Source organism: Streptomyces sp. NRRL B-1347, assembly GCF_000720325.1.
Lineage (GTDB): Bacteria > Actinomycetota > Actinomycetes > Streptomycetales > Streptomycetaceae > Streptomyces.
This window is the reverse complement of record NZ_JOJM01000024.1, coordinates 1-13130: the sequence shown is the minus strand read 5'-3', so window position 1 is coordinate 13130 and position 13130 is coordinate 1. Positions and strand designations below refer to the sequence as shown.

At 71.0% G+C, this 13130-nt stretch carries 11 protein-coding genes; 9 read left to right on the top strand and 2 right to left on the bottom strand.

Annotated elements, in window-relative coordinates; translation table 11 throughout:
- Nucleotides 1–95 precede the first annotated feature (95 nt).
- The 3 genes from IG74_RS0120995 to IG74_RS0120985 all read left to right on the top strand — a co-directional run bounded on the left by IG74_RS0120995 (nt 96) and on the right by IG74_RS0120985 (nt 2295).
- A complete protein-coding gene (locus IG74_RS0120995) occupies nt 96–743 on the top strand; it encodes a cell division protein SepF (RefSeq protein WP_030679337.1) in 648 nt (215 codons plus the stop codon).
- A gap of 81 nt (nt 744–824) precedes the next feature.
- Nucleotides 825–1109, top strand: a complete 285-nt coding sequence (locus IG74_RS0120990) for a YggT family protein (protein WP_030679335.1) — start codon at nt 825–827, stop codon at nt 1107–1109.
- 46 nt (nt 1110–1155) lie between these two features.
- The gene (locus IG74_RS0120985; RefSeq protein WP_030679333.1) at nt 1156–2295 is read left to right on the top strand and encodes a DivIVA domain-containing protein; all 1140 of its coding nucleotides are present in this window, start codon (nt 1156–1158) and stop codon (nt 2293–2295) included.
- Nucleotides 2296–2477: 182 nt separating this feature from the next.
- Here the strand turns inward: IG74_RS0120985 and ileS are convergent, their stop codons facing one another.
- Nucleotides 2478–5621 (bottom strand): isoleucine--tRNA ligase, encoded by a 3144-nt coding sequence (gene ileS / locus IG74_RS0120980; RefSeq protein ID WP_030679331.1) that lies wholly within the window; start codon nt 5619–5621, stop codon nt 2478–2480.
- A gap of 599 nt (nt 5622–6220) precedes the next feature.
- Between ileS and IG74_RS0120975 the strand changes: the two genes are divergently transcribed.
- The 5 genes from IG74_RS0120975 (at nt 6221) to IG74_RS0120955 (ending at nt 11279) form a co-directional block, all read left to right on the top strand.
- Entirely contained in the window at nt 6221–7447 is a 1227-nt protein-coding gene (locus IG74_RS0120975; RefSeq protein ID WP_030679329.1) for a TraR/DksA family transcriptional regulator, read from the top strand.
- Between the two features lie 77 nt (nt 7448–7524).
- Nucleotides 7525–8112: a signal peptidase II gene (gene lspA / locus IG74_RS0120970; protein ID WP_030679327.1), complete on the top strand. Its 588-nt coding sequence runs from the start codon at nt 7525–7527 to the stop codon at nt 8110–8112.
- Nucleotides 8113–8181: 69 nt separating this feature from the next.
- Entirely contained in the window at nt 8182–9123 is a 942-nt protein-coding gene (locus tag IG74_RS0120965) for an RluA family pseudouridine synthase (protein WP_030679324.1), read from the top strand.
- Entirely contained in the window at nt 9120–9602 is a 483-nt protein-coding gene (locus tag IG74_RS0120960) for a GNAT family N-acetyltransferase (RefSeq protein ID WP_234334395.1), read from the top strand. Before IG74_RS0120965 ends, IG74_RS0120960 begins: the two co-directional genes overlap by 4 nt.
- Nucleotides 9603–9692: 90 nt before the next feature.
- Nucleotides 9693–11279 carry a Na+/H+ antiporter gene (locus tag IG74_RS0120955; protein ID WP_030679318.1) on the top strand — a complete coding sequence of 529 codons (1587 nt, stop codon included), beginning with the start codon at nt 9693–9695 and terminating at the stop codon, nt 11277–11279.
- Nucleotides 11280–11291: 12 nt separating this feature from the next.
- Here IG74_RS0120955 and IG74_RS0120950 read toward each other — a convergent pair whose 3' ends face one another.
- Entirely contained in the window at nt 11292–12383 is a 1092-nt protein-coding gene (locus IG74_RS0120950; RefSeq protein WP_030679315.1) for a mechanosensitive ion channel family protein, read from the bottom strand.
- A gap of 77 nt (nt 12384–12460) precedes the next feature.
- On the opposite strand from IG74_RS0120950, the gene IG74_RS0120945 reads away from it, so the two are divergent.
- Nucleotides 12461–13030, top strand: a complete 570-nt coding sequence (locus IG74_RS0120945; protein ID WP_030679312.1) for a dienelactone hydrolase family protein — start codon at nt 12461–12463, stop codon at nt 13028–13030.
- Nucleotides 13031–13130 lie beyond the last annotated feature (100 nt).

Sequence of the window (13130 nt, the reverse complement as noted above, 5' to 3'; positions counted from 1 at the left end):
ATATGGTCATCCCCGCCCCTGAGCGGGGATGGCTCGTGGATCGCGGGAAGTTGGTGACGACCTCTCGATCCACCACAGAGCGGAGGACTCAGAGCATGGCCGGCGCGATGCGCAAGATGGCGGTCTACCTCGGCCTCGTGGAGGACGACGGTTACGACGGCCGGGGCTTCGACCCCGATGACGATTTCGAGCCCGAGCCGGAGCCCGAGCGCGACCGCCGGCGGCACGAACCACCGCACCAGTCGCACCAGTCCCACCTCGCGGACCGGGACTTGGAACGGGACGAATCGGTACGAGTGGTACAACCACCGGCGCAGCGCGACCCGGCGCCGCGAGCCGCTTCGCTTGCCGCTGAATCGGTACGACCGGCGCGAATCGCCCCCGTGGCATCTATCACACCTGAACGCCAGAACCTGGAGAAGAACGCACCGGTGATCATGCCCAAGGTCGTGTCCGAGCGTGAGCCCTACCGCATCACCACGCTTCACCCCCGGACCTACAACGAAGCCCGTACCATCGGGGAACACTTCCGCGAAGGCACTCCGGTGATCATGAACTTGACCGAGATGGACGACACCGACGCGAAGCGACTTGTCGACTTTGCCGCCGGTCTGGTCTTCGGTCTGCACGGCAGCATCGAGCGAGTGACGCAGAAGGTGTTCCTGTTGTCGCCTGCTAACGTCGATGTCACGGCGGAGGACAAGGCCCGTATCGCAGAGGGCGGGTTCTTCAACCAGAGCTGAGACGCAGTGCAGTAGACAGCAGCAGTACCGGACCGATACAGCGCGGATGCGACCAGAAGCAGGGGAGAGGGAAACGCGAACATGGGCGTGGTCTTGCAAGTGATCTACATCGCGCTGATGTGCTTCCTCATCGTGCTGATCTTCCGGCTGGTCATGGACTACGTCTTCCAGTTCGCCCGCTCATGGCAACCCGGCAAGGCGATGGTGGTCGTTCTGGAGGCCACCTACACTGTCACCGATCCACCGCTCAAGCTTCTGCGGCGGTTCATTCCGCCGTTGCGCCTCGGCGGCGTGGCGCTCGACCTGTCCTTCTTCGTACTGATGATCATCGTCTACATCCTGATCACCGTCGTGAGCCAGCTGTGAACGATACGGTCTTGCCGAATGCCGACGACTACGTTGAGGTGAAGAGATGCCGTTGACCCCCGAGGACGTGCGGAACAAGCAGTTCACGACCGTCCGCCTCCGAGAAGGCTATGACGAGGACGAGGTCGATGCCTTCCTCGATGAGGTCGAAGCCGAACTGACCCGCCTGCTCCGCGAGAACGAGGACCTGCGCGCCAAGCTGGCCGCGGCCACGCGCGCGGCCGCGCAGAACCAGCAGCAGGGCAACATGCGCAAGGGCCCCGAGGGCGGCCCCCAGGACCAGCGAGGTCCCGGTGCGCCCGTGCCCGCCGCAATATCGGGTCCGCAGCCGGTTCCGCCGCAGCAGCAGATGGGCGGCCCGATGGGCGGCCCGCCGCAGCTTCCCGGCGGTGCGCCGCAGCTGCCCGCAGGCCCCAGCGGGCACGGCCCGCAGGGCGGTCCGCAGGGTCCCGGCCCGATGGGTCAGGGTCCCATGGGCCAGGGCCCGATGGGTCAGGGCCAGATGGGCCAGGGTCAGATGGGCGGCCCCATGGGCGGTCCCATGGGTGGCCACGGCCCGCAGATGCCCCAGCCCGGCCAGGGCCCCGGTGGCGACAGCGCCGCCCGTGTGCTCTCGCTCGCGCAGCAGACCGCCGACCAGGCGATCGCCGAGGCCCGTTCCGAGGCCAACAAGATCGTGGGCGAGGCCCGTTCGCGCGCCGAGGGCCTGGAGCGGGACGCCCGTGCCAAGGCCGACGCCCTGGAGCGGGACGCGCAGGAGAAGCACCGCGTCGCGATGGGCTCCCTGGAGTCCGCCCGTGCCACGCTCGAGCGCAAGGTCGAGGACCTGCGCGGCTTCGAGCGCGAGTACCGCACGCGTCTGAAGTCCTACCTGGAGTCGCAGCTGCGTCAGCTGGAGACCCAGGCCGACGACTCGCTCGCCCCGCCGCGCACTCCGGCGACCGCCTCGCTGCCGCCGTCCCCGGCGCCTTCGATGGCCTCGGCCGGCGCGGGTGCCCCGTCCTACGGCGGCAACCAGTCGATGGGCGGCAACCAGCCCGCGGGTGCTCCGTCGTACGGCGGCCAGCAGCAGATGTCGCCCGCGATGACGCAGCCGATGGCGCCGGTGCGGCCGCAGGGCCAGCCGCCGATGCAGCAGGCTCCGTCCCCGATGCGTGGCTTCCTCATCGACGAGGACGACAACTGACGGGCGTCACCACGCCATAGGCGTCGGCAGCGTTCAGGGCGGAGCCCCCGGATTCCCGGGGGCTCCGCCCTTTTGCGCTCACTGTGCGCGCGCCCCCGCTGGGGGCGCGGCCCGCGACGCGGACATGACGAAGGCCCGGTCCCGCCAAGCAGCTTGGCGGGACCGGGCCTTCGTCGTTGCCGTTACGCCTTGCGGAGGCGGAACGTCAGGTTCAGGGAGTCGTCCTCGAACGGCTCGCCGTAGCTGTCGTCCGCATCGCCGGAGGCGAAGTCCGTGGCCAGGACCTCGTCGGCGATGAGCGCGGAGTGGTCCGTGAGGGCCGTGACCGTGGCCTCGTCCGTGGACGTCCAGCGCAGCGCGATGCGGTCCGCGACGTCCAGGCCGCTGTTCTTGCGGGCCTCCTGGATCATGCGGATCGCGTCACGGGCGAGGCCCGCCCGGCGCAGCTCGTCCGTGAGCTCCAGGTCGAGGGCGACCGTGGCGCCGGAGTCGGACGCCACCGACCAGCCCTCGCGCGGGGTCTCGGTGATGATGACCTCGTCCGGGGCGAGGCTGACGGTCTCGCCGTCGACCTCGACCGACGCCGTGCCCTCGCGCAGCGCCAGCGACAGCGCGGCCGCGTCGGCCTCCGCGACCGCCTTGGCCACCGCCTGGACGCCCTTGCCGAACCGCTTGCCGAGGGCGCGGAAGTTCGCCTTCGCCGTCGTGTCGACCAGGGAGCCGCCGACCTCGGAGAGGGAGGCGAGCGAGGAGACGTTCAGCTCTTCGGTGATCTGGGCGCGCAGTTCCTCGCCCAGCGTCTCGAAGCCGGTGGCCGCGACGAGCGCGCGGGACAGCGGCTGGCGGGTCTTGACGCCCGACTCCGCGCGCGAGGCGCGGCCGAGCTCCACCAGGCGGCGGACCAGGACCATCTGCCGCGAGAGCTCCGGGTCGACGGCCGACAGGTCGGCCTCGGGCCAGGTGCTGAGGTGCACCGACTCCGGGGCGTCCGGGGTGACGGGAACGATCAGGTCCTGCCAGACGCGCTCGGTGATGAACGGCGTCAGCGGGGCGAGCAGCCGCGTGACCGTCTCGACGACCTCGTGCAGGGTGCGCAGCGCCGCCTTGTCGCCCTGCCAGAAGCGGCGGCGCGAGCGGCGTACGTACCAGTTGGAGAGGTTGTCGACGTAGGCGGAGAGGAGCTTGCCCGCGCGCTGGGTGTCGTAGGACTCCAGGGCCTGCGTCACCTGGTCGGTGAGCGCGTGCAGCTCGCTGAGCAGCCAGCGGTCGAGGAGCGGGCGGTCGGCGGGCGCCGGGTCGGCGTCCGAGGGGGCCCACTTCGACGTGCGGGCGTACAGCGCCTGGAAGGCGACCGTGTTCCAGTACGTCAGGAGGGTCTTGCGGACGACCTCCTGGATCGTGCCGTGGCCCACGCGGCGGGCCGCCCACGGGGAGCCGCCCGCGGCCATGAACCAGCGCACGGCGTCGGCGCCGTGCTGGTCCATCAGCGGGATCGGCTGGAGGATGTTGCCCAGGTGCTTGGACATCTTGCGGCCGTCCTCGGCGAGGATGTGGCCGAGGCAGACCACGTTCTCGTACGAGGACTTGTCGAAGACGAGCGTGCCGACGGCCATCAGCGTGTAGAACCAGCCGCGGGTCTGGTCGATGGCCTCGCTGATGAACTGCGCCGGGTAGCGGGACTCGAACAGTTCCTTGTTCTTGTACGGGTAGCCCCACTGTGCGAACGGCATCGAGCCCGAGTCGTACCAGGCGTCGATGACCTCCGGCACGCGCACCGCTTCGAGGGAGCAGCCCTCGTGGGTGCAGGTGAAGGTGACGTCGTCGATGAACGGGCGGTGCGGGTCGAGGTCCGACTGGTCGGTGCCGGTCAGCTCGGTCAGTTCCTGGCGGGAGCCGACGCAGGTCAGGTGGTTCTCCTCGCAGCGCCAGATGGGCAGCGGGGTGCCCCAGTAGCGGTTGCGGGACAGGGCCCAGTCGACGTTGTTGGTCAGCCAGTCGCCGAAGCGGCCGTGCTTGACCGAGTCGGGGAACCAGTTGGTCTTCTCGTTCTCCTGGAGGAGGCGGTCCTTGACGGCCGTGGTGCGGATGTACCAGGACGGCTGCGCGTAGTAGAGGAGCGCGGTGTGGCAGCGCCAGCAGTGGGGGTAGCTGTGCTCGTACGCGATGTGCCGGAAGAGCAGACCGCGGTCGTCCAGGTCCTTGGTGAGCGTCTCGTCGGCCTTCTTGAAGAAGACGCCGCCGACCAGCGGGACGTCCTCCTCGAAGGTGCCGTCCGGGCGGACCGGGTTCACGACGGGCAGGCCGTACGACCGGCAGACCTTGAGGTCGTCCTCACCGAAGGCGGGGGACTGGTGGACGAGGCCGGTGCCGTCTTCGGTGGTCACGTAGTCGGCGTTGACGACGAAGTGCGCCTCGGAGGGGAACTCCACCAGCTCGAAGGGGCGCTGGTAGGTCCAGCGCTCCATCTCGGCGCCGGTGAACTTCTCGCCCGTGGTCTCCCAGCCCTCGCCGAGGGCCTTCTCCACCAGGGGCTCGGCGACGACCAGCTTCTCCTTGCCGTCGGTGGCCACCACGTAGGTGACGTCCGGGTGCGCGGCGACGGCCGTGTTGGACACCAGGGTCCAGGGGGTCGTCGTCCACACCAGGAGGGCGGCCTCGCCCGCGAGGGGGCCGCCGGTGACGGGGAAGCGGACGTAGACGGACGGGTCGACGACCGTCTCGTAGCCCTGCGCCAGCTCGTGGTCGGACAGGCCGGTGCCGCAGCGGGGGCACCAGGGGGCGACGCGGTGGTCCTGGACGAGGAGGTCCTTCTTGAAGATCTCCTTCAGGGACCACCAGACGGAGTCCACGTACTCCGGGTTCATGGTGCGGTACGCGTCGTCCATGTCGACCCAGTAGCCCATGCGGGTCGTGAGCTCGGCGAAGGCGTCGGTGTGGCGGGTCACGGACTCGCGGCACTTGGCGTTGAACGCGGCGATGCCGTACGCCTCGATGTCCTTCTTGCCGTTGAAGCCGAGCTCCTTCTCGACCGCCAGCTCCACGGGCAGGCCGTGGCAGTCCCAGCCGGCCTTGCGGGCCACGTGGTAGCCGCGCATGGTGCGGAAGCGCGGGAAGACGTCCTTGAAGACGCGGGCCTCGATGTGGTGGGCACCCGGCATGCCGTTGGCGGTGGGCGGGCCCTCGTAGAACACCCACTCGGGGCGGCCCTCGGACTGCTCCAGGCTCTTGGCGAAGATCTTCTGCTCGCGCCAGAAGTCGAGCACGGCGTGCTCGAGGGCGGGCAGGTCGACCTGGGCGGGTACCTGGCGGTACTGCGGCGGCGTCATATCGCGCTTCCTCCGGCGGACGTGCGTTCCGTTCCGTCGGAGGGACGAGAGGCTTGTCTGCGCTCCCGCGGTACCACCCTCCTTGGCCGTCGTGGCGCCGGTGGCGCTGCTGACGACCCCCTCATTGGGGTCGCGATACCGGTTCTACTCGCTTCGGCCCGGCCGGTACGGCTGTGGGCTGCGGCTTTCCTCCGGCGGCTCCGGGGTGATCTTCACGTCGCGCTCGCCCCCGGGCTCTCACCGTCCCCGGGTCGCTCATGGCTGCGTACGTCGCTACTCGTCCCCATCCACGCTTTTCGCTCCGGCCAGTGTACGGCGCCCGGGGAGGGGTGGCCCACCGGATTTCGGCGGGCTCCGGGCGGTGCGGGCCGGGAGGGCCGTACTGACCCGAATGGCGAGACGTGCGCCAACGCGTCCCGGTGCGCCCCGGTCGGCGGATTACGGGGCGGGGAGCTGGGCACAACGCTTGAAGGCTCGTCGCGCGGCACCCGTGGGGCGGGCGAATCGGGCGGCGTGCCCCGTTGCCGCGGGCCTGGAGTCGATTTATCGTCCCAGCACGATTCGCGTGCAAGATCACAATATGTGAAGGGGCCGCGGCCATGGTGGCGAAGAAGACCGCCGTACAGCAGTCGGCGTCCAGCAGATCCACAGCCGCGGGGGCCGACGGGGCGGCCGGAGGAGGGGGCGGCAAGGCGTCCCGTGCCGTGAAGACCGTACGGGCGGGCAAAGCGGTGGGATCCGCCGCCGAGGAGCCGAAGAAGACCGCGACGAAGGCTGCGGCCAAGAAGACCGCGGCCAAGAAGGGTGTCCCTAAGGCAGCTGCCTCCGGGACCGCGGCCAAGAAGGCCACCGCTGCCGGGGCCGCGACCACGAAGGCCGCTGGCAAGAAGGCGACCGCTGAGAAGGTCGTGAGCAAGAAGATGGCTGCCAAGAAGACCGTGACCAAGAAGACCGTGAGCAAGAAGACGGCGACCAAGAAGACGGCCGCCGCGAAGGCCGGGTCCGAGGAGACGGTTACCGAGCAGGCGCCACCGGCGAAGAAGGCGGCGGCCAAGAAGACGGCGGCTACGAAGACCGTGGGCAAGAAGGCCGCGGCGAAGAAGGCGGCTGCCAAGAAGACAGCTGCCAAGAAGGTCGCGGCCGGGAGCGAGGGCGAGGCGGGAGGTGCTGCCCCCGGCAAGCAGGTGAGCGGGGGGCGTGGTGCGTCCAAGAAGGGGACGGGGGCCACGGCGGAGGACCGAGGGACCAGCAAGCGTTCGGCCAAGAAGACGGTCGCGCCCGCGGCCGAGGATGCGGCTCAGGCCGCGGAGACGACGGGAGCCACGACGGTGGTTGCGAAGAAGACTCCGGGCACGGCGACGGCGACGCAGCAGGCGGGAGCCGCGACGAAGGCGGGAACGGTACCGAAGGCGCGGGCCGCGGCCACGCCCGGCGAACTCGCGGTGCGGCCGGGGGAGGACCCGTGGACCCCGGCGGAGGTCGCCGAGGCGCGGACCGAGCTGATGACGGAGACCCTGCGCCTTCGCGCCGAGATCGAGGCGTCCGAGACGTCCCTCGCGGGCCTGATGCGGGACTCCGGGGACGGGGCGGGCGACGACCAGGCGGACACCGGCACCAAGAACATCACGCGCGAGCACGAGATGGCCCTGGCCGCGAACGCCCGGGAGATGCTGGAGCAGACCGAGCGCGCCCTGGAGCGCCTCGACGCGGGCACCTACGGGCTCTGCGAGAACTGCGGCAACGCGATCGGCAAGGCCCGCATGCAGGCCTTCCCGCGCGCGACCCTGTGCGTCGAGTGCAAGCAGAAGCAGGAACGGCGTTCCTGAGCGCGGCCTGGACACCTGGGGCCGCACGCGTGTGTCGTACCCTCGTCCCAGTCAGGTACCTAGGTTGAGGGATTCACGTGGCAGAGGCGGAGCGCATCATCGGTACGCCGGACATCCCTGAGGCAGAGCACGGCGCCGACGGCGGCGGGCAGGACGCCGAGAGCGAGCGGACGCCCCGGGGCAAGCGCAAGATCGCCGTGCTGTTCGGCGTGGCCCTGGTCGCGTACGCCCTGGACCTCGTCAGCAAGATGATCGTGGTCGCCAAGCTGGAGCACCACGAGCCCATCGACGTGGTCGGCGACCTGCTGCGCTTCAACGCGATCCGCAACGCGGGCGCCGCCTTCGGCATGGGCGAGGCCTACACCATCATCTTCACGGTGATCGCCGCGAGCGTGATCGTGGTGATCGCCCGCCTGGCGCGCAAGCTGTACAGCCTGCCGTGGGCGATCGCGCTCGGGCTGCTGCTCGGCGGCGCGCTCGGCAACCTGACCGACCGGATCTTCCGCTCGCCCGGCGTCTTCAAGGGCGCGGTCGTCGACTTCATCGCGCCCAAGGGCTTCGCGGTGTTCAACCTCGCGGACTCGGCGATCGTCTGCGGCGGCATCCTGATCGTGCTGCTCTCCTTCCGCGGGCTCGACCCGGACGGGACCGTGCACAAGGACTGACCCGTTCACGGAGGCCGCGCGCGGGGCCTTCGGTACGGGAGTGTCCGCCCCCTCCTGCATACTCGTGGGGTGAGCACGATTCCCGAGATCCGTACCCTGCCCGTGCCTGACGGCCTGGAGGGCGAGCGCGTCGACGCCGCCATCTCGCGCATGTTCGGCTTCTCCCGCACGAAGGCCGCCGAGCTCGCGGCCGCCGGCAAGGTGCTGGTCGACGGCGCGGTCGCCGGCAAGTCCGAGCGCGTGCACGGCGGTGCCTGGCTGGAAGTGGAGATGCCGCAGGCGCCCGCGCCGGTGCAGATCGTCGCCGAGCCCGTCGAGGGCATGGAGATCGTGCACGACGACGACGACATCGTCGTGATTGTCAAGCCCATCGGCGTCGCCGCGCACCCGAGCCCCGGCTGGACCGGCACCACCGTGATCGGCGGCCTCGCGGCGGCGGGGTACCGCATCTCGACGTCCGGCGCCGCCGAGCGCCAGGGCATCGTGCACCGTCTGGACGTGGGCACCTCCGGCCTGATGGTGGTCGCCAAGTCCGAGCGGGCGTACACGTCGCTGAAGCGCCAGTTCAAGGAGCGCACGGTCGACAAGCGGTACAACGCGCTCGTGCAGGGCCACCCCGACCCCATGAGCGGCACCATCGACGCCCCCATCGGCCGCCACCCGAACCACGACTACAAGTGGGCGGTCACCGCCGAGGGCAAGCCCTCCGTCACGCACTACGACCTGATGGAGGCCTTCCGCTCGGCGTCGCTGCTCGACATCAAGCTGGAGACGGGCCGCACCCACCAGATCCGCGTCCACATGGCCGCCCACCGCCACCCGTGCGTGGGCGACATGACGTACGGCGCGGACCCCACGATCGCCAAGCGCCTGGGCCTGACCCGGCAGTGGCTGCACGCGGTGCGGCTCGGCTTCGAGCACCCCGGGGACGGCCAGTGGGTCGAGTACGAGAGCGGCTACCCCGACGACCTCCAGCTGGCCCTCGACCGGGTCCGGGCGGAGAGCGCGTGACCGCCGCGGGCGGCGTGAGCTGCCGGGTCGCGGAGGGCCGGGCGGACCTGGACGCCTGTTTCGCCGTCCGCAAGGAGGTCTTCGTCGCCGAGCAGGGCGTGCCCGAGGACCTGGAGTACGACGAGTACGACGCGGGGGCGGTGCACGTCCTCGCGGTGCGCCGCGAGGACGGGGCGCCGCTCGGGACGGGGCGGCTCCTCACCGGCGAAGCCGCCGCCGTCAAGAACGGCGGGGACGCCACCGTGGGCGCCCTGGGCCGCCTCGCCGTGCTGCGCTCCGCGCGCGGGCTCGGCGCGGGTGCCGCGCTGGTGCGGGCCATCGAGGACGCTGCAAGGGAGCGGGGGCTGGCCGCCGTCGACCTGCACGCGCAGACGCAGGCCCTCGGGTTCTACGAGCGCCTCGGGTACGTGGCGTACGGTCCCGAGTTCCCGGACGCGGGGATTCCGCACCGGGCGATGAGGAAGTCGCTGCACGGCTAGCGCCGCCGATGCCGCTTTTGCGTCATTTGCCGCGTTCCGTGGCAAGGTTGAGGTCTTGATCGTGTAGGCCTCGGCCCCCGGAGGGCACCCGTGGATCAACTGGCGCTGTTGCTCGTCCTGTTGCTGGGGGCCGTGGTGACCGTGCCGCTGGGGGATCGGCTCGGCCTTCCCGCGCCGGTCCTGATGACCCTCGGGGGCATCGTCCTCGCGTTCCTGCCCTTCGTGCCGAACGTGGACGTCCCGCCGGACTTCATCCTTCCGCTGGTGCTTCCGCCGCTGCTCTACGCCGCCGTGCAGCGCACGTCCTGGCGGCAGTTCGCGGCCAACATCCGCCCCATCCTGCTGCTCGCCGTCGCCCTCGTCTTCGTGACGACCGCGGCGGTCGCGGCCGTCGCGCACGCGATCGTGCCGGGCCTGCCGCTGGCCGCCGCGCTCGCCCTCGGCGCGCTCGTCGCCCCGCCCGACCCGGTCGCCGCGACCGCCGTGGCCGGTTCGCTCGGACTGCCGCGGCGCCTCGTGTCGATCCTGGAGGGCGAGGGCCTGTTCAACGACGTCACGGCGATCGTGCTCTACCACGTGGCCATCGCCGCCGCCGTCAGCGGCACCTTCTCCTGGCCGTCGGCGGCCGGTCAGCTGGTGCTCTCCGCGGTCGTCGCCGTGGCCGTGGGGCTCGCGCTCGGCTGGCTCAGCAACAAGCTGATGGGCCGGCTCGCCGACGCGACGCTGCAGACGGGCCTGACCCTGCTCGTGCCGTTCGTCGCCTACGTACTCGCCGAGGAACTGCACGGCTCCGGCGTCCTCGCCGTCCTGACCACCGCGCTCTACCTCGCCGAGAACGCCGTCGACGCCGACGACGTGCTCGGCCGGATCACCGGCCAGTCCTTCTGGCAGATCGTCGACACCCTGGTCACCGGCGTCGCCTTCGGGCTCATCGGGCTCGAACTGCACAACGTCTTCGGCACCTCCGAGGGACGCGAGTGGCAGATGCTCGGCTGGGGCGCCGTGGTCGTGGCCGTCGTCGTCGGCGTACGGCTGCTGTGGCTGCTGCCCGCGACGTGGCTCGCCAAGCGGCTGCACCAGCGGCGCGACTACGACGAGGAAATCCCGATGACGTGGCGCGAGACCGTCGTCATGTGGTGGTCCGGGATGCGCGGCGTCGCCTCGGTCGCGCTCGCCCTCGCCATCCCGCTCAAGACGGACGACGGGGCGCCGTTCCCGGGCCGCGACGAGGTCGTCTTCATCGCCTTCTGCGTCATCATGGCCACGCTCGTCGCCCAGGGCCTGACGCTGCCCTGGCTGGTGAAGAAGCTCGACGTCCGCGCGGACACCGACGCCGAACGGGCCCTGGAGCGCGCCCTCGCGCTGCGCGCGGCCAAGGCCGCCAAGGCCAGGCTGCGGGAGATCGAGGAGGTCGAGGAGCTGCCCGAGGAACTGTCCGAGCGGCTCCTGCGCGGCGCCTTCGACATCGGCGCCCGGATCAGCCCGGACATCGTCGACGACGAGCGGCGCGAGCGGTACGCCAAGCGCGCCGACCGCTTCAAGGCGGTCCAGCGCATCCAGCGCGAGATGATGTCGGCCGCCCGGCACGCGGTCCTCGCCGCGCGCAGCGAGCCCGGCTCCGACCCGGAGATCGTGGACCGGGTGCTGCGCCAGCTGGACGTCCGCAGCCTGCGCTGACGGGCCCGCCGCTCAGCCCCGGCCCGTGCGCGGCGCGTGCGGCGGCGCCGGGCGCCGGTCCGTGCGGTCGGGCGGCAGCTCCGCCCAGGCGGTGTTGACCCGCGGCAGCGCGTACGGATGGTGCTCGGCCAGCCAGGCGACGAGCTGCTCGCGGACCGTGACCCGGACCGTCCAGATGTCGTCGGCGTCCTTGGCGGTGGCGAGCGCGCGCACCTGGATCGTGCTGACCGTGGTGTCGGTGACCGCGAGGCCCCAGTCCCTGCCGTCCCAGGCTGCGCACTCGCGCAGCACGTCGTGCAGCTTCTCGCGCAGGGCCGCGATCGGGGCGGTGTGGTCGAGCTGGAAGAAGACCGTGCCGGTCATCTGGGAGCCGCCGCGCGACCAGTTCTCGAACGGCTTCGACGTGAAGTACGAGACGGGCATGGTGATCCGCCGCTCGTCCCAGGTGCGCACGGCGAGGAACGTCAGCGTGATCTCCTCGACGGTGCCCCACTCGCCGTCCACGACGACGGTGTCGCCGATCCGCACCATGTCACCGAACGCGATCTGCAGCCCGGCGAAGAGGTTCCCGAGCGTGGACTGCGCGGCGACGCCCGCCACGATGCCGAGGATGCCCGCGGACGCCAGCAGCGAGGCCCCGGCGGCCTGCATCGCGGGGAACGTGAGCAGCATCGCGGCCACCGCCACCACGCCGATCAGGGCCGCGACGACGCGCTGGATCAGCGTCACCTGCGTACGGACGCGGCGCACCCGGGCGGGGTCGCGGTGGGCGGCGGCGTAGCGCGCGTACGACGCTTCCACTATCGCCGTGGAGATCCGCACCGCGAGCCAGGCCACCGAGCCGATCAGGACCAGGGTGAAGGCTCTGCCGATGCCCGCCGAGTGGTCCTCGGCGACCTTCGCCCGCGCGTACGTGCCGCGCAGCAGGGCGGTGCACAGGACGACCTGCAAGGGCAGGCGGCAGCGGCGGAGCAGCCCCCACAGGGGACGCTGCGGCTGCAGGGCGTCGGCACGGCGCAGCGCCGTGTCCACCAGCCAGCCGACGGCCAGGGTGAGCACGAGCGCGACGCCGACCACGATCAACGGACGCAGGACGTTCTCCATGTCTCCGAGGGTAGGTGGAGCGGGTGGGACGGACGAGGGTAGGTGGGACGGGTGGGCCCAGGTGGCACGATGGCTCCATGAACATCGTGCTTTTCCATTCGACGTACGGGCTGCGGCCCGCGGTGCGCGCGGCGGCCGACCGGCTGCGCGAGGCGGGCCACCAGGTGTGGACCCCCGACCTCTTCGAGGGGCGCGTCTTCGACACCGTCGAGGAAGGCATGGCCCACCAGGAAGAGGTAGGCAGGGACGAGCTCCTCAAACGTGCGGTTCTGGCCGCCGCGCCGTACTCGGACCGCGGCCTCGTCTACGCGGGCTTCTCGTTCGGCGCCTCGGTCGCCCAGACGCTCGCGCTCGGTGACGACAAGGCGCGCGGCCTGCTGCTCCTGCACGGCACCAGCGACATCGCCGAGAACGCGGCGGTGGACGGCCTGCCGGTGCAGCTGCACGTCGCCGAGCCCGACCCGTTCGAGACGGACGACTGGCTGAGCTCCTGGTACCTGCAGATGGGCCGCGTGGGCGCCGACGTGGAGGTCTACCGCTACGCCGGGGCGGGCCACCTGTACACCGATCCGGACCTGGACGACTACGACGCCGACGCGGCCGACGCCACCTGGCGCACGGCCTTCGGCTTCCTGGAGACGCTCTAGCTGTATTGCTCACGAGCGTTGTTAACGCTTGCCGGGCTTGATCATGGCGAAGACCTCCGGTGTGGTGGAGCTGTCTAGTGACTACACCGCACGGAGGCCT

What these genes read in the sequence shown, in the direction of transcription:
- IG74_RS0120995 (WP_030679337.1), top strand. Translation starts at nt 96, where the DNA reads ATGGCCGGCGCGATGCGCAAGATGGCGGTCTACCTCGGCCTCGTGGAG.
- IG74_RS0120945 (WP_030679312.1), top strand. Translation starts at nt 12,461, where the DNA reads ATGAACATCGTGCTTTTCCATTCGACGTACGGGCTGCGGCCCGCGGTG.
- IG74_RS0120985 (WP_030679333.1), top strand. Translation starts at nt 1,156, where the DNA reads ATGCCGTTGACCCCCGAGGACGTGCGGAACAAGCAGTTCACGACCGTC.
- ileS (WP_030679331.1), bottom strand. Translation starts at nt 5,621, where the DNA reads ATGACGCCGCCGCAGTACCGCCAGGTACCCGCCCAGGTCGACCTGCCC.
- IG74_RS0120975 (WP_030679329.1), top strand. Translation starts at nt 6,221, where the DNA reads ATGGTGGCGAAGAAGACCGCCGTACAGCAGTCGGCGTCCAGCAGATCC.
- IG74_RS0120950 (WP_030679315.1), bottom strand. Translation starts at nt 12,383, where the DNA reads ATGGAGAACGTCCTGCGTCCGTTGATCGTGGTCGGCGTCGCGCTCGTG.
- IG74_RS0120990 (WP_030679335.1), top strand. Translation starts at nt 825, where the DNA reads ATGGGCGTGGTCTTGCAAGTGATCTACATCGCGCTGATGTGCTTCCTC.